The organism is Metapseudomonas otitidis, assembly GCF_011397855.1.
Classification (GTDB): domain Bacteria; phylum Pseudomonadota; class Gammaproteobacteria; order Pseudomonadales; family Pseudomonadaceae; genus Metapseudomonas; species Metapseudomonas otitidis.
In genome coordinates this window covers 1,502,306-1,522,352 of sequence record NZ_AP022642.1, presented here as the reverse complement: position 1 = coordinate 1,522,352, position 20,047 = coordinate 1,502,306, and the positions used below count along the sequence as shown (strand labels likewise).

General features: G+C 68.8%; 19 protein-coding genes. 13 read left to right on the top strand and 6 right to left on the bottom strand.

The features are described 5' to 3' along the window. The first annotated feature begins 124 nt into the window (after positions 1-124). Both PotMrB4_RS07135 and PotMrB4_RS07130 read left to right on the top strand, forming a co-directional pair. A complete protein-coding gene (locus PotMrB4_RS07135; RefSeq protein WP_172432886.1) occupies positions 125-877 on the top strand; it encodes a glycine-rich domain-containing protein in 753 nt (250 codons plus the stop codon). Positions 878-953: 76 nt separating this feature from the next. Beyond that, a complete protein-coding gene (locus tag PotMrB4_RS07130; RefSeq protein WP_044413272.1) occupies positions 954-1,448 on the top strand; it encodes a rod shape-determining protein in 495 nt (164 codons plus the stop codon). Positions 1,449-1,487: 39 nt separating this feature from the next. Here PotMrB4_RS07130 and apbC read toward each other — a convergent pair whose 3' ends face one another. Then, a complete protein-coding gene (gene apbC / locus PotMrB4_RS07125; protein WP_172432885.1) occupies positions 1,488-2,582 on the bottom strand; it encodes an iron-sulfur cluster carrier protein ApbC in 1,095 nt (364 codons plus the stop codon). 146 nt (positions 2,583-2,728) lie between these two features. Here apbC and metG point away from each other — a divergent pair, with 146 nt between their 5' ends. The 9 genes from metG (at position 2,729) to PotMrB4_RS07080 (ending at position 10,837) form a co-directional block, all read left to right on the top strand. Further along, positions 2,729-4,771, top strand: a complete 2,043-nt coding sequence (metG, locus tag PotMrB4_RS07120) for a methionine--tRNA ligase (protein ID WP_142011499.1) — start codon at positions 2,729-2,731, stop codon at positions 4,769-4,771. Between the two features lie 100 nt (positions 4,772-4,871). Continuing rightward, positions 4,872-5,672, top strand: a complete 801-nt coding sequence (locus PotMrB4_RS07115; protein ID WP_394354034.1) for a DUF4349 domain-containing protein — start codon at positions 4,872-4,874, stop codon at positions 5,670-5,672. Positions 5,673-5,773: 101 nt separating this feature from the next. Then, complete coding sequence (locus PotMrB4_RS07110) at positions 5,774-6,325, top strand: Rnf-Nqr domain containing protein (protein WP_172432883.1); 552 nt, start codon at positions 5,774-5,776, stop codon at positions 6,323-6,325. Then, positions 6,322-7,704 carry an electron transport complex subunit RsxB gene (gene rsxB / locus PotMrB4_RS07105; protein WP_172432882.1) on the top strand — a complete coding sequence of 461 codons (1,383 nt, stop codon included), beginning with the start codon at positions 6,322-6,324 and terminating at the stop codon, positions 7,702-7,704. Before PotMrB4_RS07110 ends, rsxB begins: the two co-directional genes overlap by 4 nt. 7 nt (positions 7,705-7,711) lie before the next feature. After that, positions 7,712-8,716, top strand: coding sequence for an RnfABCDGE type electron transport complex subunit D (locus tag PotMrB4_RS07100; protein ID WP_172432881.1), 1,005 nt, complete (start codon positions 7,712-7,714; stop codon positions 8,714-8,716). After that, positions 8,713-9,315, top strand: a complete 603-nt coding sequence (locus PotMrB4_RS07095; protein ID WP_172432880.1) for an RnfABCDGE type electron transport complex subunit G — start codon at positions 8,713-8,715, stop codon at positions 9,313-9,315. The genes PotMrB4_RS07100 and PotMrB4_RS07095 overlap by 4 nt, the downstream gene beginning before the upstream one ends. Beyond that, on the top strand, positions 9,312-9,863 hold the full coding sequence (locus PotMrB4_RS07090) for an Rnf-Nqr domain containing protein (RefSeq protein ID WP_172432879.1): 552 nt from the start codon (positions 9,312-9,314) through the stop codon (positions 9,861-9,863). The genes PotMrB4_RS07095 and PotMrB4_RS07090 overlap by 4 nt, the downstream gene beginning before the upstream one ends. A 47-nt stretch (positions 9,864-9,910) precedes the next feature. Next, positions 9,911-10,549, top strand: coding sequence for an endonuclease III (gene nth / locus PotMrB4_RS07085; RefSeq protein ID WP_044413251.1), 639 nt, complete (start codon positions 9,911-9,913; stop codon positions 10,547-10,549). Positions 10,550-10,657: 108 nt separating this feature from the next. Continuing rightward, positions 10,658-10,837, top strand: a complete 180-nt coding sequence (locus PotMrB4_RS07080; RefSeq protein WP_044413248.1) for a PA3496 family putative envelope integrity protein — start codon at positions 10,658-10,660, stop codon at positions 10,835-10,837. Between the two features lie 286 nt (positions 10,838-11,123). Here the strand turns inward: PotMrB4_RS07080 and PotMrB4_RS07075 are convergent, their stop codons facing one another. From PotMrB4_RS07075 to PotMrB4_RS07055, 5 genes are all read right to left on the bottom strand, one after another. Continuing rightward, a complete protein-coding gene (locus tag PotMrB4_RS07075; protein ID WP_044413245.1) occupies positions 11,124-11,333 on the bottom strand; it encodes a cold-shock protein in 210 nt (69 codons plus the stop codon). A 317-nt stretch (positions 11,334-11,650) separates the two neighbouring features. Next, the gene (locus tag PotMrB4_RS07070) at positions 11,651-12,634 is read right to left on the bottom strand and encodes a DUF4340 domain-containing protein (protein WP_172432878.1); all 984 of its coding nucleotides are present in this window, start codon (positions 12,632-12,634) and stop codon (positions 11,651-11,653) included. 9 nt (positions 12,635-12,643) lie between these two features. After that, positions 12,644-14,476, bottom strand: coding sequence for a GldG family protein (locus PotMrB4_RS07065; protein WP_172432877.1), 1,833 nt, complete (start codon positions 14,474-14,476; stop codon positions 12,644-12,646). A gap of 1 nt (position 14,477) precedes the next feature. After that, positions 14,478-15,212 carry an ABC transporter permease subunit gene (locus PotMrB4_RS07060; RefSeq protein WP_044413238.1) on the bottom strand — a complete coding sequence of 245 codons (735 nt, stop codon included), beginning with the start codon at positions 15,210-15,212 and terminating at the stop codon, positions 14,478-14,480. Beyond that, positions 15,209-16,132: an ABC transporter ATP-binding protein gene (locus tag PotMrB4_RS07055; RefSeq protein ID WP_074969236.1), complete on the bottom strand. Its 924-nt coding sequence runs from the start codon at positions 16,130-16,132 to the stop codon at positions 15,209-15,211. The genes PotMrB4_RS07060 and PotMrB4_RS07055 overlap by 4 nt, the downstream gene beginning before the upstream one ends. A gap of 239 nt (positions 16,133-16,371) precedes the next feature. On the opposite strand from PotMrB4_RS07055, the gene plsB reads away from it, so the two are divergent. Then, positions 16,372-18,876 (top strand): glycerol-3-phosphate 1-O-acyltransferase PlsB, encoded by a 2,505-nt coding sequence (plsB, locus tag PotMrB4_RS07050; protein ID WP_172432876.1) that lies wholly within the window; start codon positions 16,372-16,374, stop codon positions 18,874-18,876. Positions 18,877-19,037: 161 nt separating this feature from the next. Next, entirely contained in the window at positions 19,038-19,994 is a 957-nt protein-coding gene (locus tag PotMrB4_RS07045; RefSeq protein WP_172432875.1) for a hypothetical protein, read from the top strand. Positions 19,995-20,047 lie beyond the last annotated feature (53 nt).

Below are 20,047 nucleotides of genomic sequence, written 5' to 3'. Positions count from 1 at the left end.
GCACGTTCCGGGCAAAGGGCAGCGCCGGGTTCCGTGGCCTGCCGCCCAGCGGCAGCGCGAGGGGCTTGAAGCGTCCGGGCCGCCTGGGACACTGTGGGCCGCCCTCGTGGAGAAAGGACCCACCATGACCTTCTGGATCGTCATCCCCGGCCTGTGCGCGGCCGCCTTCGGCTTCACCCTGTGGAAGCGTCGCCGTATCGCCGCCCGGGAACGCCTGATCCGAGCGTTCCGCCCGCCGCCGCGCCTGCTCGACGAGCTGCGCAAACGCCACCCGCAGCTGAGCCTGGAGGACTGCATGCTGGTCTGCGCCGGGCTGCGGCAGTTCTTCCTCTGCTACCTGAAGAGCGGCTTCGGCTATGTGTCCATGCCCTCCCAGGTGGTGGACGACCTGTGGCATGCGCTGATCCTCGACACCCGCGAATACCGGCGCTTCTGCCAGCGCGCCTTCGGCCGCTTCCTCCACCACCGCCCGGCCTGGGCACTGTCCGGCAAGGCCCGGCAGGCCGACGCCGGCCTGCGGCGCTGCTGGTGGTACGCCTGCGAGCAGGAACGCATCGACCCGCACACACCGGGCCGTGTGCCGCTGCTGTTCGACCTGGACCGGCGCCTGGGCATCGCCGGCGGCTTCCTCTATGTGGCTGATTGCCGGGGCGTGCGCCGTGACGACCAGGGCGACTCGGGCAGCACCGTCATCTACTGCGGTGGCGACTTCGTCGGCAGCGACAGCAGCTACGACTCCAGCGACTTCGGCGACGGCCGTGGCGTGAGCGACAGCTCATCGGGCAGCGGCGACAGCTGGGGCGGGGACTCCGGCGGTGGAGACAGCGGCGGCGACTCCGGCGGATGCGGTGGCGGGTGTGGCGGTGGCGGGGACTGAGCGCCCTGTGAGGCGGTCGACCGACGGCGGGTCGCACGCCCGCTAGGCTGGTGCCCTCCCCGCCTGGAACGCCGCCATGATCGACGCCTTCTCCCCACTGCTCTACATCACGCTCCGTGCGCAGCAGCTCCGCGGCCTGAATGCGAAATCGGGCCAGGTGCTCGACGAGCCACCTGTGCTGGCGATCCAGACCCGCAACGGCAAACGCACGGTGTTGGCGGCCGGGCACGCAGCCCGGCAACTGCTCGGCCAGCCCGAGGTGGAGCTGGTGAACGGCTTCGAGCACCCACGCGCCCTGCTGGCGGATTTCACCCTCGCGGAGAACACCCTGCGCCTGTTCATCCGCCAACTGGCGCCCCGGACCTTCACCAGCGCGGCGCCGGTGCTGGTCCTGCACCCGCTGGAGCACCTGGAGGGCGGGCTGACCCAGGTGGAAATCCGTGGGCTGTATGAACTGGGCCGCAGCGCCGGTGCCCGCAAGGTGCACCTGTGGGTCGGCCGGGAACTCACCCGCGAGGAACTGCTGGCCCGGCAGTTCCCCACGGAAGGCGGCACGCTGCTGGCGATCTAGCGGACCCGGATGCCCTCAAGCACGCAGCGGCGCCCTTGATCAATCGTCGCTGATGGTGATGCTCGGCATCGCCGTGGCACCCAGGCCGGCCTGGGCGATGCGCGCGCCGACGGTGCGGGCCATCTGCTGGTAGATCATGGCGATCTGGCTTTCGGGGTCGGCCACGGTGGTGGGTTTGCCACCGTCGGACTGCATGCGGATGGCCATGGACAGCGGCAGCGAGGCCAGCAGGTCGACGCCGTACTGGGCCGCCAGCTTCTCGCCACCGCCTTCGCCGAACAGGTGCTCGGCATGGCCGCAGTTGGAGCAGATGTGCACGGCCATGTTCTCCACCACGCCTAGCACCGGGATGTTGACCTTGCGGAACATCTCCACGCCCTTCTTGGCGTCCAGCAGGGCCAGGTCCTGCGGGGTGGTGACGATCACGCTGCCGGCCACCGGCACCTTCTGCGCCAGGGTCAGCTGGATGTCACCGGTGCCTGGGGGCATGTCCACCACCAGGTAGTCGAGGTCGTCCCAGGCGGTTTGGGTGATCAGCTGGATCAGCGCGCCGGAGACCATCGGCCCGCGCCACACCACCGGGGTGTTGTCGTCGGTGAGGAAGGCCATGGACATGACCTGCACGCCGTGGGCTTCCAGCGGTACGAAGAACTTCTGGTCGCGCACCTGCGGGCGGGTGCCCTCGGGGATGCCGAACATGATGCCCTGGCTGGGGCCGTAGATGTCCGCGTCGAGGATGCCGACGCGGGCGCCTTCGCGGGCCAGGGCCAGGGCCAGGTTGGCGGCGGTGGTGGACTTGCCGACGCCGCCCTTGCCGGAGGCGACGGCGATGATGTTCTTCACGTTGGCCAGGGCCGGGACCTGCTCCTGGGCCTTGTGCGGCTGGATCACGCAGTCCACGCGGACCTCGGCGCGGTCGACGCCGTCGAGGTTCTCCAGGGCCATCTGCAGGGTCTGCGCCCAGCCACTCTTGAACAGCCCGGCCGCGTAGCCCAGCTCCAGGCGCACGCTGACCTTGCCGCCCTGGATGTCGACATCACGCAGGCAACCCGCGCTGACCGGGTCCTGGTTGAGGTGGGGATCGGTGAACTGGCGCAGGGTCGCTTCGACCTGGGCGCGGGAAACGGTGCTCATGGCGGGACTCCAGATAAAGACCGAGCAAAACTGGCGGGTATCCTACCCGAGCCCTCCCGCCACCGGGCCCTCCGGGCGTGAAAAAAAGCCGGCGACTCTTTATAGTTGCCGACTTCCCTTCGTTCCGTATCCGGTAGCCCAGCACCATGACCGAGCCCCGCAAGATCCTTGTGACAAGCGCCCTTCCCTATGCCAACGGTTCCATCCACCTGGGGCATATGGTCGAGTACATCCAGACCGACATCTGGGTGCGCTTCCAGAAGATGCGCGGCAACCAGGCCATCTACGTCTGCGCCGACGACGCCCACGGTTCGGCCATCATGCTGCGCGCCGAGAAGGAGGGCATCACCTCCGAGCAGCTGATCGACAACGTGCGCGCCGAGCACACCACCGACTTCGCCGACTTCCTGGTGGACTTCGACAACTACCACTCCACCCACTCGCCGGAGAACCAGGCGCTGTCGAGCCTGATCTACACCCGCCTGCGCGACGCCGGCCACATCGCCACCCGCCCGGTGACCCAGTACTTCGACCCGGACAAGCAGATGTTCCTGGCCGACCGCTTCATCAAGGGCACCTGCCCGAAATGCGCGGCCGAGGACCAGTACGGCGACAACTGCGAAGTGTGCGGCGCCACCTACGCCCCCACCGAGCTGAAGAACCCCAAGTCGGCCATCTCCGGCGCCACCCCGGTGCTCAAGGAGTCGCTGCACTACTTCTTCAAACTGCCGGACTTCGACGCCATGCTGAAGCAGTGGACCCGCAGCGGTGCCCTGCAGGAGTCGGTGGCCAACAAGATCGCCGAATGGCTGGACGCCGGCCTGCAGCAGTGGGACATCAGCCGTGATGCGCCCTACTTCGGCTTCGAGATCCCCGACGCGCCGGGCAAGTACTTCTACGTCTGGCTGGATGCCCCCATCGGCTACATGGCCAGCTTCCAGAACCTCTGTGCGCGCCGCCCGGAGCTGGACTTCGACGCCTACTGGGCCAAGGACTCCAGCGCCGAGCTGTACCACTTCATCGGCAAGGACATCGTCAACTTCCACGCCCTGTTCTGGCCCGCCATGCTCGAAGGCGCCGGCTTCCGCAAGCCCACCGCGCTGAACGTGCACGGCTACCTGACCGTCAACGGCCAGAAGATGTCCAAGTCCCGCGGCACCTTCATCAAGGCCCGCACCTACCTGGACCACCTGGACCCGGAATACCTGCGCTACTACTACGCCTCCAAGCTCAGCCGCAGCGTCGACGACCTCGACCTGAACCTGGAGGATTTCGTGCAGAAGGTGAACTCCGACCTGGTGGGCAAGGTGGTCAACATTGCCAGCCGCTGCGCCGGTTTCATCCACAAGGGCAACGGCGGCCGCCTGGTGGCCGAGAATGCCGCGCCGGAGCTGTTCGCCGAATTCGCCAGCGCCGCGCCGAGCATCGCCGAGGCCTATGAGAACCGCGACTTCGCCCGTGCCATGCGCGAGATCATGGCGCTGGCCGACCGCGCCAACGCCTGGATCGCCGACAAGGCGCCCTGGGCCCTGAACAAGCAGGACGGCAAGCAGGCCGAGGTGCAGGCCATCTGCGCCGCGGGCGTGAACCTGTTCCGCCAGCTGGTGATCTTCCTCAAGCCGGTGCTGCCGAACCTGGCCGCCGCCGCCGAGCAGTTCCTCAACGTCGCCCCGTTGAGCTGGAACGACCACCAGGTGCTGCTGGCCGACCACGACCTGAACCCCTTCAACCCGCTGATGACCCGGATCGACCCCGTGAAGATCGACGCCATGATCGCTGCCTCCAAGGAAGACCTCGCCGCCCAGAACGCCGCCCCGGCCCCCGCCGGCAACGGCGAGCTGACCAAGGAGCCGCTGGCTCCGGAAATCGCCTTCGACGCCTTCGCTGCCGTGGACCTGCGCATCGCCCTGATCGAGAAGGCCGAGTTCGTCGAGGGTGCCGACAAGCTGCTGCGCCTGACCCTGGACATCGGCGACGCCAAGCGCAACGTATTCTCCGGCATCAAGAGCGCCTACCCGGACCCGAGCAAGCTGGAAGGCCGCCTGACCCTGTACGTGGCCAACCTGGCTGCGCGCAAGATGAAGTTCGGCGTCTCCGAAGGCATGGTCCTGGCGGCCGGCCCCGGCGGCGAGGAGATCTACCTGCTCAGCCCCGACAGCGGCGCCAAGCCGGGCCAGCGCGTCAAGTAAGCCGCGCCGCCTTCGCGAAGCGCCTGCCCGGTCACCGGCCAGGCGCTTCGTCGTTTCAGGAACCGACAAACCACGCGACACCACGCAAGGAACGCCCATGATCAAGCACTGGACCCTCCCCTTCCTGCTGGCCCTCACCGCCCTGGCCGGCTGCTCCCCGTCGGACCGCGAGGCGAGCGGCGGTGCCGCCCTCCAGGGCGAAGCTTCCAAGCCCGGCGCCTTCCTCGCCTACGAGCACCAAGTCTCCATCCACCTCGCCGCCGAGGCCGTTGCCCCGCGTCTGGCCGCCACCCGCGAAGCCTGCAACGACGGCCGCTTCGGCAGCTGCGAGCTGCTGACCATCGAGCAGAACCAGGGCGGCTACCGCGCCGGCCAGCTGGTGCTGCGCATCGTGCCCGAAGGCGTGGAGAAGATCGTGGCCCTGGCCGCCGAGGGCGGCGAGCTGCAAAGCCGCACCACCCGCGCCGAAGACCTGGCCCAGGCGGTGGGCGACAATGCCCGCACCCGCGAGCGCCTGGAGCGCCAGTACAAGACCCTGCAAGCCTTCCAGGAGCGCAAGGACCTGGCCGTCGCCGACCTGCTGGCCCTGGCCAGGGAGATGGCCGAGCTGGAGGTGCAGCTGGCCGCCAATGCCCAGGAGTCCGCCCAGCAGCAACGGCGCATCGCCACCAACCTGCTGACCTTGGACTTCACCACCGACCAGCAGCGCCCGAGCCGCCTGTCGCGCATCGGCGAGGCTGCCGCCGGCCTGCTGGACAACGCCACCGAAGGCACCGCCCAGGCCCTGGAGATGCTCGGCTACGGCATTCCCTTCGTGGTCATCCTCTTCCCCCTGGCGCTGCTGGTGCGCGGGCTGTGGCGCCGCGCCACGGGCCGCAACAAGGCCGCTGCCCAAGGCTGAACAGGCTGGGACCAGGGTCGCCCCGGGCGGCCCTGTACCCGCCCGGCGCCATCCCGGATAATACGCGGCCCTTTGTGAACGATCCGGCCCGTCCCGAATCCATGACCGATCTCCTCATCGCGCTGTTGGGCGCCGCCCTGGTCAACAACCTGCTGCTGGCACAGGCAGCGGGTGGCGACGCCCAGCCCCGTCTGCAGGCCCTGGCCCGTGCCGGCGGCCTGATGCTGGTCCTGGGGCTTCCCCTGGCCTGGCTGCTCGACCGTCTTCTGCTGGCGCCCCTGGCCCTCGACCACCTGCGCCCGCTGGTGCTGCTGCCCCTGCTGGCGCCCCTGGCCTGGGCCGCGCTGGCGCTGCTCAAGCACCTGCCCGGCACCGCCGACGTACCGAACGGCCTGTTCCCGCTGCTGCTGGGCAATGGCGCGGTACTCGGTGGCCTGTACCTGGCCGCGAGCAGTGGTTTCGTCCACGCGCTGGGCCTCGGCCTGGCAGGTGGCATCGGCTTCTGGCTGGCACTGGGGCTGTTCGCCGACCTGATGCAACGGGTCGACGCCGCCGATGTACCCGCGCCCCTGCGCGGCACGCCGATCACCCTGCTCTGCGCCGGCCTCATGGGCGTCGCGCTGATGGGCTTCAACGGCCTGGTGGCGCCATGAGCCAGGCCCTTGTCCAGCGCATCGACGCCCTGCTGCCGCAGACCCAGTGCGGCAAGTGCGGCCACCCCGGCTGCCGCCCCTACGCCGAAGGCATCGCCCAGGGCGAAGCCATCAACAAGTGCCCGCCCGGCGGCCAGGTGACCCTCATCGCCCTGGCCGACCTGCTGCAGGTGCCGGTCCTGCCGCTGGACGCGCCCAATGGCCCGGTCCCGCCGCAGGTCGCCTTCATCCGCGAGGCCGAGTGCATCGGCTGCACCAAGTGCATCCAGGCTTGCCCGACCGACGCCATCGTCGGGGCCGCGCGGCAGATGCACACGGTCATCCGCGACGAGTGCACCGGCTGCGAACTCTGCGTCGCGCCCTGCCCGGTGGACTGCATCGACATCCTGCCCCTGGCCGAGCCGGACGCCAGCGCCCAGCGCGAGCGGGCCGACCAGTTCCGCCAGCGCTTCGAGCAGCGCAATGCCCGCCTGGCCCGTGACGAAGCCCGCCGCCAGGCCGAGCGCGAGGCTCGCGCACAGCGCCAGGCCCACGCCCAGGAAAAGGCCCGCAACGAAGCCGCCGCCAGCATCGACCCGGTGCAGGCCGCCATCGAACGGGTCAAGGCCCAGAAGGCCGCCGCCGGCACCCTCAGCGACGAACAGAAGCGCCTCAAGGTGGAGGCAGCCATGGCCCGGGTGGCGCTGTCCCGCGCGGAGAAGCAGTACGCCACCTACGGCACCTCCGACCTCGCCGCCCAGGTGGCCGAGCTCAAAGCTGCCAGCGAGCGGGCGGAGGCCGCCCTGGCCCAAGCCAGCGCCGCCCCCGCGCCGGTCACGGACGAAGCGGCGCTGAAGAAAGCCAAGATCGAAGCCGCCATGAGCCGCGCCCAGTTGGCCAAGGCACAGAAGGCCTATGGCGCCGAACCGGATGCCGGGCAGCAGGCCCAGCTGGCCGCCCTGCAACAGGCGGTGGATGCCGCCGAGGCCACCCTGGCGCGCCTGCAGGCAGCGCAGCCGGCCACGCCGCCCAGCCCGGGCGAGGCCGCGCTCAAGCAGGCCAAGGTCGCCCTGGTGACCCGTCGGGGCGCGTTGCGCAGCGCCGAGGCCCGTGGCGCGGACGAAGCCGAGCTGGCGCCGCTGCGCCAGGCCCTGGCCGACGCCGAGGCCGCCCTGCATGCCGCCGAGGATGCCTGCGGCAAGGCGCCGCCCGAACTGCAGCGCATCGACAAGCGCCCGGTGGACCCGGCCCTGCGCGCGCTGAAGACCGAGCTGGCCATGGCCCGTGCCGAGGTCAGCCGCCTGGAGCGCCGCCAACCCCGCGACGAGGCTGCCATCGGCCGCGCCCAGGCCCGCCTGGCCGAAGCCGAACGCCGCCTCGGCGAACACCCCGAGGCCTGACCCCGCCATGGCCAGCGCTCCCGGTTTCGACCCGCGCCCGGCCATGAGCCTGGTGCTGCTGGCGTGCCTGCCGGGCCTGCTGGTCCAGCTCTGGCACTACGGGCTCGGTACCTTGCTGCAACTGGCCCTGGCCATCCCCTGCGCCCTGGCCTGCGAGGCGCTGGTGCGGCGCCTGCGCGGGCAGTACGTCGCCCCGGACGAGGCCCTGTTCGGCCGCCCCTGGCTGGCCGAGGGCAGCGCCCTGGTGACGGCCACCCTGCTGGCCCTGGCCCTGCCGCCCTATTGCCCCGCCTGGCTGACGCTGCTGGCCTGTGCGGCGGCCATCCTGCTGGGCAAGTCGGTCTTCGGCGGTTTCGGCCGCACCCCCTTCAACCCCGCCATGCTCGGCTTCGCCCTGGCCCTGCTGGCCTTCCCGGCGCAGATGGCCCAATGGCCCGTTGCCGGCCAACCCCACGGCCTGCTGGCCGCGCTGCAGCAGGTGCTGGGCCTGGGCAGCGGCCTGGTGGACGGCTGGAGCCAAGCCACGGTGCTGGACAGCCTGCGCCACAACGACCGTCTGACCATCGACGAACTGTTCGCCCGCAACGCCGCCTTCGGCCACCTCGGCGGGCGCGGTGCGGAATGGGTCAACCTGGCCTTCCTCGCCGGCGGCCTGTGGCTGCTGCAGCGTCGGGTGATCCGCTGGCACGCCCCGGTGGGGCTGATCGCCGGGCTGTTCGTCGCCAGCCTGCTGGGCTGGAACGGCAGCGGCTCGGACTCCAACGGCTCGCCGCTGCTGCACCTGTTCTCCGGCGCCACCATGCTCGGCGCCTTCTTCATCGTCACCGAGCCGGTCTCCGGCCCCAGTGCCGACCGGGCGCGGCTGGCATTCGGCCTGGGCGTTGGCGTGCTGGTCTACGTGATCCGCACCTGGGGCGGCTATGCCGACGGCATGGCCTTCGCCGTGCTGCTGATGAACCTGGCGGTGCCGGCGCTGGAGCGCTGGGCCCAGCGCGCGAGGCCCTCTCCGTGAACGGGCGCAGCCTCGCATGCCTGCTGGGGGCCGCCGCCCTGGCGGTGGGCCTGCTCACGGCGCTGCACGGCGTACTCGCCCCTCGCCAGCAGGCGGCCGCCGAGGCCTCCGCCGAGCGTGCCCTGCTCGACCTGCTGCCCGCCGGCAGCTATGACAACCACCCCCTGCAGGACGCCGTGCCCCTGACCGGGGCTGACGACCTGGGCAGCCCCTCACCGGCCACCGCCTGGCGCGCACGCCAGGGCGAGCGCCTGGTGGCCGTGCTGCTGCCGGTACGGGCACGGGGCTATGAAGGGCCCATCGACCTGTTGCTGGCCATCGCGCCGGATGGCCGGCTGCTGCACAGCAAGGTCCTGGCGCACCGGGAAACACCGGGAATCGGCGATCGCATCGAAGCCTCCCGCAGCCCCTGGCTGGGCAGCCTGGCAGGCCGGAACCTGGCGGAGCAGCCGGGGGAATGGCGGGTCCGCGCGGATGGTGGCGATGTCGACCAGATCGCCGGCGCCACCATCACCTCCCGCGCCGTGGTGGCGGGCGTCCAGGCGGGCCTGCGCTACTTCGACGCCCACCGCGACGCCTTGCTGGGAGCCACGCCATGAGCACGCCTGCACGCACCGCTGCATTGCTCGGCCTGGCACCGCTGCTGGGGGCCAGCGACCTGCTGGTGAAAGCACTGGGCCTGGCCCTGGTCGCCCTGCCCTTGCTGACCGGAGTCGGGGCCCTGCTGCCTTGGCTGCATCGCCACCTGGCGGGCCGGGCCTTCTGGCTCGGGACGCTGATGCTGGCTGGCTGCGGCGTGGCGCTGGCCGACCAGCTTCTGCGGGCCTTCGCCTACGACCTGCACCAGGCCCTGGGCCCCTGGCTGTGGCTGCTGGCCCTGCCGTGCCTGCACCTGGCGCTGGAGGCACCGGGCCGGGCCAGCGATGGCCTCAGGGCAGGCCTGGAGTTCAGCCTGCTGGCCCTGCTGCTCGGCGCGCTGCGCGAGGGCATCGGCCATGCCAGCCTGCTGGGCCACGGCGACTGGCTGGGCCTGGGTGCACTGAGCCTCACGTTCGCCGGCCATGGCGTCCCGCTCTTCGCCTCGGCGCCGGGAGGGCTTATCCTGCTCGCCCTGCTGTGGGTGCCGCTGCGTCGCGCCTTGCCCTGAGCGCGGTTCGCGCCCCACCCTGAATCCACCGTGAAAAGCCGAATGCCATGAACGCTGCCAAACGCCTGGAAATCTTCCGTCGCCTGCACGAAGACAACCCCGATCCCAAGACCGAGCTGGCCTACACCACGCCCTTCGAACTGCTGATCGCGGTGATCCTCTCCGCCCAGGCCACCGACGTCAGCGTCAACAAGGCCACCGCCCGGCTGTACCCGGTAGCCAATACCCCCGAAGCCATCCACGCGCTGGGGGTGGAGGGCCTGTCGGAGTACATCAAGACCATCGGCCTGTACAACAGCAAGGCGAAGAACGTCATCGAGACCTGCCGCATCCTCATGGAGAAGCACGGCAGCCAGGTGCCGGACAACCGCGAGGACCTGGAGGCCCTGCCCGGCGTGGGCCGCAAGACGGCGAACGTGGTGCTCAACACCGCCTTCCGCCAGCCGGTGATGGCGGTGGACACCCACATCTTCCGCGTCAGCAACCGCACCGGCATCGCCCCGGGCAAGACCGTGCTGGAAGTGGAGAAGAAGCTGGTGAAGTTCGTGCCGAAGGACTACCTGCTCGACGCCCACCATTGGCTGATCCTCCATGGGCGCTATGTGTGCGTCGCCCGGAAGCCGCGCTGCGGAGCCTGCCGGATCGAGGACTTGTGCGAGTACAAGGCGAAGACTTCGGACGATTGAGCGGACCCTGCAAAGTCCTGGTTTTCAATTGAAAAAATCTTTTTTACCGGCCGATTCTTTGTCGCTATAAGGTGCGCCATCACCGCCCCGCATCGTGGAGTGACCTGAATGAGCACTGTCAAAGAAGAGATCGAGATCGAGGAAGACTTCATCGCCGAGGAAGCGGAAGAAGCCGAGGCGCCTGCCGAAGTGGCCAAGACCAACCTGACCAAGCGGCGCATCATCGACAACTACCTCGAAGAGCGTCGCCTGCAGAAGCAGCTGAACGACTACGACTTCGACCTGTGATCGACAGCGCCTGAAAGAGCCCCGCACCTGCGGGGCTTTTTGTTGGCCGCGCACCGCCAGCCGCGCGTTGCAGAGCAGGACGGCTGCAAGGCGCTGAAGAGCAGCAAAAAGGTGCGCAGAGCATTCATGCCGTGCAGTCGGGCGCTGGAGCGGCAGCCCGCAAACGCCTTCGCCAGCGGTCAGCGGGCGGGCGAGAACGGCAGGTCACGAAGGAGCGCCGCAGGACAGCGGCAAGAAGGGGACAAACAAAAGGCCCGTCGCTTGGACGGGCCTTTCGCTTGGAGACTCAGACGCGGGCGACGTCTTCCGCCTGCAGGCCTTTCTGGCCCTGGATCACCGAGAACTCGACCTTCTGGCCTTCGACCAGGGAACGGTGACCTTCGCCGCGGATAGCGCGGTAGTGAACGAATACATCCGGACCGCTTTCACGCTGGATGAATCCATAGCCTTTAGCGTCATTGAACCACTTGACGGTTCCGACCTCACGATCAGCCATTACTACTCTCTCCAAACTCGCAATTTTGTTGTTGGCCCCAATCCTGGGACTTAGACGGGTTGGTAAAGACGTATTTTTCTCGATATCCGACCGCGGTCTGACGAGGCGTGGGCGGGTACTCCGAAAGGCGTTCTTTTAACCACCGCGCCCGGAGTATACGACAGGAAATGCTACAGAAAAGCACTTTTTTCCGGCATGCGGAAAACGCCGTGAGACTAGGTGTTCACGCCCTTTTCCGGGGCTTTCGCGTCACAAAATGGGGCATTTCGGCGAAGGCGCTCCGGGCCCCTGGGCAGGGCCCGGAAACGCCCTGAGGCTCACTTCGCCGAGAGCAGGTCCTCCAGCTTTCGGGCCAGTGCCTGGTACTGGAAGGGCTCGATCAGGTAGGCCCAATCGGTACGCCCCGGTACCTGGTCGTCGAGCTTCTCCTGGCCGGTCAGGCGCAGCCAGTACTGCTCACCCTGCCCCAGCAGTTCGCCGGTGAGGCGGCCGCCGGCGAAGGTCTGCAGTTCGAAGCTGAGCAGCGGCTTGTCCTTGAACTGGACCTGGTCCAGCGGCGCGGCGTCGGCGAACTGCAGGCCGGCGAACACCGCCGCCATGCCGTTGGCCGCCGCCTCGTAGGCCAGCTTGCGACCGGCCGGCAGCTGGCGGACCTTCATGTTCGGCTCGTTCTCGGCGTCGCGGTACACCGTCAGTTCCTTGCCCTGGGGGTAGCGGACTTCGACCTGGCGCACGCTGGAGAAGGGAATGGCGGCGATGCGCCGGTCGAGCCAGGCCAGCTCGGTCTCGGGCAGCTCGATGCGCCGGTCGATCAGCCAGCTCTGGTTGTCGCCGGGCAGGCGCACCAGTTGCCCCTTGCCCTGCTGGCCGGGCTTGCCGATCAGCAGGTCCTGCTGCGGCAGGCCGTTCTGCCCGCGCACCACCAGGCGCAGGGCCTGGCCTTCCACGGGCTTCTCGGCCAGGCCCAGCTGGGCGTGCAGCTCCGGCTTGGCGGTGCGGGCCTCGACCCGGCGCGCCTCGCCCAGGGCCCGCAGCAGGTCGGCCACGGCGCGGGCATCGGCCGGGTAGCCGGCCTTGTCCGCCACCACCCAGGTGGAGTCGCGACGCGCCAGGTGCACCGGCGGTTGACCGGGCCGCTGCACCTCGATGGCGTCGATGTCGGCCAGCCGGCCCTGCAGGGCCGGCAGCCAGGCCTGGGCTTGCGCCCCCGGCGTCGGCCCCGCCTGGCGCTGCAGCGCCAGGAAGGTGCCGCCCAGTGCGACGGCCAGGATGAACAGGAAGATGAAAGCCTTGCGTCCCATGTCCTCTCCTCAGGCCCGGCGACGGCGCCAGGCCCACAGCAGCAGCACGCCCAGGGTCAGCACCAGCGGCACCAGGGCGATGTTGATGAACTTGAGCGTGCGGCCGAGCTTCTCGATGTCGGCGTTGAGCTGGTAGTTGACCTCGCGCAGCTCCTTGCGGATGCGCAGCTTCTCCTGCATGAACTGCTGCAGGGTGGCCTGCTGCTCGGGGGTCAGTTCCAGGGCCTTGGCCGGGTCCTGGTTCTGCAGGCTGGCCAGCTTCTCCTCAGTCTCGGACAGGCGCTGCTTGAGGGCCTGCTCCTGCTCGCGGAAACGCGCTTCGGCCTGGCGCTGGAGGTCTTCCACCACGGTGAAGGGGCGGGTGAAGCGACCGCGGGAGCGCACGCTGATCAGTGCCTCGGAGCCGGAGAGGTTGTCCAGGGCGTTGATGGCGAAGGCGGAGTTGTCCGCCCAGGGCTGCGGCACGCGCTGGCCGAAGAAGTCCTGCACCTGCACCCACATGCGGTCGCTGAGCATGTCGGTGTCGGCGACCACGATGACGTTGATGTTGTCGGCCGACTTCAGCCCGTCCTTGCGCCCTTCGATGCCGTCGGGGAACGCGCTCTGTGCCGGCCCGCTGATACGGGCCGCGACGGTGTAGCGGTCACCGCTGGGGTTCAGCTCGCCCATCAGCTCCTGCGGGTTGCGCAGCATGGCGAAGCGCTGGGCGTCGAACGGCATGGCGTACTCGGAGCTGTGGATCAGCGGCACGAAGAGGGTCTTGGCACCCTCCAGCGGGCGCAGGATGCCGGCGGTGGCGACCGTCAGGGTCTCCAGGTTGGCGGTGGCCACGTCGCTCGGGTCCAGCGCCTGGCGCGGCAGGGTCAGCCAGGCCGGATGACGGGCCGGGCGCTCGCCCTGGCCCATGCTCACCGACATGGCGTAGGCACCGTCGCCCAGTACCTTGCCGGGCAGCATCTCGAAGCCCCAGGCCTTGAACAGCGCCGGCAGGTCGGAGCTCTTGCCCTCGCCACCCATCTCGCCGGGCATCGGCATGGCGTGGTCGGCCTCGCTCCAGGGGTCGACGAAGGCCAGCAGCTTGCCGCCCCGCAGGACGAACTGGTCGATGGCGTACTGGGTCTGCTCGGGCAGGTTCTTCGGGTGCACCAGCAGCAGCACCGAGACCTTGTCGGGGATCTGGTCGACGTCGGGCTTGAGGCTCTCGATCTGGAACAGCTGGCGGATTTCCTCCATCACCATCCACGGCGAGCTGGGCTGCTGGGTCTGCATGTCGAAGCCGCCGTTGAGCGGCAGCCCGGAGAGCACGCCGACCACCGGACGCTGGGGATGCGCCAGGCTCTGCACCAGGCGGCTGACCTCGTATTCGAGGAACTCTTCCTGGTCCAGCGGGAAGAACGGGATCACCTGGTGGTCGTCGACGCTGTTGGTGCCGGCCAGGCCGAAGTAGATGGCATCGCCGCCCTGCTGGGCAGGCACCGCCTGGAGGCCGAACTCGGCGGCCTTGTCCTCATCCTCGGAGAAGGGCTCGGGGTCGACGATGTGCAGCTTGATCTTGCCGTCCGCCGCCTGGGCGTAGGCCTTGAGCATCTCCTCCACGCGGCGGGCGTAGTTGCGCAGCACCACCAGGTCCTTGGCGGACTTGTCGGAGTAGAAGAAGTACAGGTTGATGGGCTCGTCCAGCTCCCCGAGGATCTGCCGGGTGCCGTCGGAGATGGTGTAGAGCTTCTGCTCGGTGAGGTCGAGGCGGGCGTTGGTCAGCGCCAGGCCCGAGACCATGTTGAACACCAGGAAGGCCAGGGCGATGAGCAGCAGGCCGGCGCTGGAATACATCAGTTTCTTCATGTCAGTCGGCCTTCTTCAGATCGACCACCACGGCGGTGGCGGCGAGCCACGCGGCGATCAGGGAGAGGAAGTAGAGCAGGTCGCGGAGGTCGATCACGCCCTTGCTGATGGCGTCGAAGCGGGTCAGGAAGCTCAGCGAGGCGACCGCGTCCAGCAACCATTGCGGGGCCCAGGCGCTGAAGGCGTCGAGCACCAGCGGGAAGCCGCTGACGATGAACAGGAAGCACACCACCACGGCGAGGATGAAGGCGATCACCTGGTTCTTGGCCAGCGCCGACATGCACGAGCCCACCGCCAGGTAGGAGCCGGCCAGCAGCCAGCTGCCGATGTAGCCGGTGACGATGGCGCCATTGTCCGGCTCGCCCAGGTAGTTGACGGTGATGACCATGGGGAAGGTCAGCAGCAGCGCCAGGCCGGCGAAGGCCCAGGCGGCGAGGAACTTGCCGGTGACCGCCTCGAAGCGGGTGACCGGCAGGGTCATCAGCAGTTCGATGGAGCCGGACTTGCGCTCCTCCGCCCACAGGCGCATGGCGATGGCCGGCACCAGGAACAGGTAGAGCCAGGGATGGAAGTTGAAGAAGGGCGCCAGGCTGGCCTGGCCGCTCTCGAAGAAACCGCCCAGGTAGAAGGTGAAGACCCCGGACAGCACCAGGAAGATCACGATGAACACATAGGCCAGCGGGGTGGCGAAATAGCTCGCCAGCTCGCGTTTGAAGATGACCGGCAACTGCTTCATGCCGCTTCCCCCCGGGTCAGGCTGCGGAAGACTTCATCGAGGCGGCCGCGCTCCACGTCCAGCTCCTTGACCCGCCAGCCACGCTGGTGGATGAGCTGGTTGACCTGCGGGAAGATCACCTCGCCCGGCTTGGCCAGCACCGTCAGGCCACCGCCAGCGGCGTTTTCCTCAACACCGGCAACGCCCGGCAGCACGGCCAGCGCCAGCGGATCGAGGGGCTCGTCGGCCACCAGGGTCACCGCCTGGTGGTAGCGGGAGCGGCGCTCCAGCTCGTAGGGGGTGTCGTCGGCCACCAGCTTGCCGGCGGCGATCACCACCGCGCGGGTGCACACCGCCGTCACCTCTTCGAGGATGTGAGTGGAGATGATCACGATCTTGTCCCGGGCCAGGCTCTGGATGAGCTGGCGCACCTGATGCTTCTGGTTCGGGTCGAGGCCGTCGGTGGGCTCGTCGAGGATCAGCACGCGGGGGTCATGGAGGATGGCCTGGGCCAGCCCGACGCGGCGCTTGAAGCCCTTGGACAGGGTCTCGATGCTCTGCCCGAGTACCTTGTCCAGCTCCACCTGGCCGGCGGCCTGGGCGACGCGGGCCTTCTTCTCGGCGCCACGGAAGCCACGGATCTCGGCGATGAATTCGAGGAAGCCGCGCACCGTCATGTCGCCGTAGCAGGGCGCGCCCTCGGGCAGGTAGCCGAGGCTGCGCTGGGCCTGCAGGGTCTGGGTCTGGATGTCGTGGCCGAAGATGCTGGCCGTGCCGGAGGTGGGCGCCAGGAAGCCGGTGAGCATCTTCATGGTGGTGGACTTGCCGGCGCCATTCGGGCCGAGAAAGCCGAGCACTTCCCCCGGCTCGACCGCGAAGGACAGGTCGTCCACGGCGGTGTGCTGCGCGAATCGTCTGGTCAGTTTTCTTATGTCGATCATGGCCTCTACCCCAACGGGAAAAGCCCCCGGCCATGCTGGCCTCAGGGGCCCTGCAAAACGCCGGCGGACTATAAGGAGTCTCCCGGCGGCATAGCAAGACAGCGAAGCGTGCCGAAAGTTTCCTGCTGTAACGTGGGATTCCGCCCTGCAAAAGCAGGCTTCGGCTTTTTGCGGCGGGTCAGCGAATACGGCACACTAGCCGCCCCGAGCACACGCTCGTTCCACACCACGACGCCCGTATGACCCGTTCCCCGTTCCGCCGCCTGGCCTTCGGCACCCTGCGCCGCCTCCTCTACCTGTGGGTGCGCTCGGAAACCATCAACCAGTCCGCCTTCACCCTCAAGCTCGACCGCAGCAAGCCCGTGCTCTACGTGCTGCAGCAACCCTCGGCCAGCGACCTGGCGGTGGTGGACCGGGAATGCACCAAGGCCGGGCTGCCGCGCCCGGTGCTGCCGGTGGCAGTGGGCGACAGCCTGGAGCCGGCCGCCTTCTTCTACCTGACCCCGGAGCCGGGCTGGTTCGGCGGGCAGGACAAGCGCGGCACCTCGCCGACCCTGGTGCGGGTGCTGGACGCCATCCAGCAGCACGCGGTGGATGACGCGCAGATCATTCCGGTGACGGTGTTCTGGGGCCAGTCCCCGGACCGCGAGACCAGCCCTTGGAAGCTGCTGTTCGCCGACAGCTGGGCCGTGACCGGGCGCCTGCGCAAGCTGGTCAGCATCCTCATCCTCGGGCGCAAGACCCGGGTGCAGTTCTCCGCCCCCATCCACCTGCGCGAGCTGATCGCCCAGGGCAAGGGCCCGGAGCGCACCCAGCGCATGGTGCAGCGCATCCTGCGGGTGCACTTCCGCAACCAGAAGACCGCCGTGATCGGCCCCGACCTCTCCCACCGCCGCAACCTGGTGAAGGGGCTGGTGCATGCGCCGCTGGTGCGCCAGGCCATCGCCGAGGAAGCCGAGCGCGAGAAGATCAGCCCGGCCAAGGCCGAGGCCCAGGCGCTGAAGTACGGCAACGAAATCGCCTCCGACTTCGCCTACACGGCGATCCGCTTCCTCGAAGTGGTGCTGAGCTGGTTCTGGAACAAGCTCTACGAGGGCATCAAGGTCAACCACATCGAGGGCGTGCAGGACATCGCCCAGGGTCACGAGGTGATCTACGTGCCCTGCCACCGCAGCCACATCGACTACCTGCTGCTGTCCTACCTGCTGTTCCGCAACGGCCTGACGCCGCCGCACATCGCCGCCGGCATCAACCTCAACATGCCGGTGATCGGCGGCCTGCTGCGCCGTGGCGGCGCCTTCTTCATGCGCCGTACCTTCAAGGGCAACCCGCTCTACACCTCGGTGTTCAACGAGTACCTGCACACCCTGTTCAGCCGTGGCTTCCCGGTGGAGTACTTCGTCGAGGGCGGGCGCTCGCGCACCGGGCGCATGCTGCACCCGAAGACCGGCATGCTCGCCATCACCCTGCGCAGCTTCCTGCGCTCCTCGCGCCTGCCCATCGTCTTCGTCCCGGTGTACATCGGCTACGAGCGCGTGCTGGAAGGCCGCACCTACCTGGGCGAGCTGCGCGGTGCGAGCAAGAAGAAGGAGTCGATCTTCGACATCTTCAAGGTCATCGGCGCCCTGAAGCTGCGTTTCGGCAGCGTCGCGGTGAACTTCGGCGAGCCGATCAAGCTGGCGGAGTTCCTCGACCAGCAGCAACCGGACTGGCGCGCCCAGGAGCTGGGACCGCAGTTCCGCCCGGCCTGGCTCAACGACACCACCAACCGCCTGGCCGTGCGCATCGCCCGCCACCTCAACGACGCGGCGGCGATCAACCCGGTCAACCTGGTGGCCCTGGCGCTGCTCTCCACCAGCCGCCTGGCGCTGGACGAACGCGCGCTGACCCGCGTCCTGGACCTGTACCTGGCCCTGCTGCGCGCGGTGCCCTACTCGCCCCACGCCACCCTGCCGGAAGGCGACGGCCAGGCGCTGATCCAGTACGTGCAGAGCATGGACCTGCTGGCCGAGCAGAAGGACGCCCTGGGCAAGATCCTCTACCTGGACGAGCAGAACGCCGTCCTGATGACCTACTACCGCAACAACGTGCTGCACATCTTCGCCCTGCCGGGGCTGCTGGCCAGCTTCTTCCAGAGCAGCGGACGCAGCAGCCGCGAGCAGATCCTGCGCTACACCCGCGCCCTGTACCCCTACCTGCAGGCCGAGCTGTTCATCCGCTGGAACCTGGACGAGCTGGACGCGGTGGTGGACCAGTGGCTGGCCGCCTTCGTCGAGCAGGGGCTGCTGAAGGTGGAGAACGACGTGTACGTGCGCCCGGCGCCCAGCTCGCGGCAGTTCGTGCTGCTGACGCTGATGTCCCGCGCCATCGCCCAGACGCTGCAGCGCTTCTACATGGCCATCGCCCTGCTGCTCAACGCCGGGCAGAACCAGCTCACCGCCGAGGAGCTGGAGAACCTGTGCACCGTCATGGCCCAGCGCCTGTCGATCCTCCATGGCCTCAACGCCCCGGAGTTCTTCGACAAGACGCTGTTCCGCCACTTCATCCAGACCCTGCTGGACCAGCGCGTGCTGCGCCAGGACGAAGCCGGCAAGCTCAGCTACCACCCCGAGCTGGGCGACCTGGCCGAGGGCGCGGCCAAGCGCGTGCTCACCGCCGAGATCCGTCTCTCCATCCGCCAGGTGGCACTGGAGCGCCAGACGGACGAAGCCCCCCAGGACGAGCCGCAGGCCGAAGCCCCCTGATCCAGGCGGGCGGCTTCGGCCGCCCGCTTTCTGCTTCGCCCACTAGAAGAAATGCCCTACAAGCCGGACAGAATCCCCCGAGGGGCTGCCTGTCCGGCCCTCAGTACCATGGCGGCTGCGCATTCGCGCGTCCTTCTGCCCTCTTCACCCAGGGAACCCCCATGCTGCTGAGAACCATCACCGTCGAGAACGGCCAGCGGGAGGCGTTCAATGCCGCCGTGCTGTGCAGCCTCGCCATCCCCGAGATCGAAGCCAACGTCCTCGTCTACACCCTCAATGAAGCCGGGCCCCAGGGCACGTCCTGGGTCTACCTCGCCGCCCTGGCGCCCCTGGCCGAGGGGGGATACCAGTTGAGCAGCCTGGACGAGCGCGCCTGCCAGGTCGCCCGCCGGGCGTTGCGCCAGATCATCGAGGGCGCACGCGGGAATCGCGATGCGGCCACCGCCTACCACTTCATCCGCATCGAACGCCTGGGCCCGCCCCTCACCCCGCACCCCACCTGCATGGAACAGCACCACCCGCTGACCCTCGGCCCCGGCGCCATCCAGACACTGCTGGCCTGCCGCAGCAGCGACAACATCGGCGCGCCCTTCTACTCGGCCCATCCGCTGCCCTACCAGCCCTACGAATCCCCCCTGCACGACTCGCCAGTGGCGACGGTGGAGCCCCGGCAGGCAGCGGACGCGCCCGAGCACCCAGCCCCGGTACCCCACAACGCCAGCCGCAGCGAACAGATGCTCAGGGAGGTGCAGGCCACCCTCAACACCCTGGTGGAGATGGCCGGCGTGTTCACCCGCCGCCAGCCGGACGGCGGCCCCCTTCAGCCAGACCCGGGACTGGCCGAGCGCGAGCGCGAGCTGCAGGCACAGGAAGCCCGTCTGCAGGCACTGGAGGCCCAGCTCCAGGCGCGCCAGGACGAACAGGAGCAGCGCCGCACGCGTCTGGCCGAGCACGAAGCCGCCCTCGATCGTCGCGCTGCGGAGCTGGATGTGCAGATCGAGAAGCTGGTGGCCGCCAAGGAGCGCCTTCGCCGGCTGATGCGCACCGTCAACGAGAACGTCCACGTGAACAACACGCTGGGCGCCATCGGCAAGGTCCTGCCGGTGGTCGATGACTGAACCGGCGATGCCCGCCAGCCCGGTCTGCCCCGACGCTCTATAGTGTGTGGGGT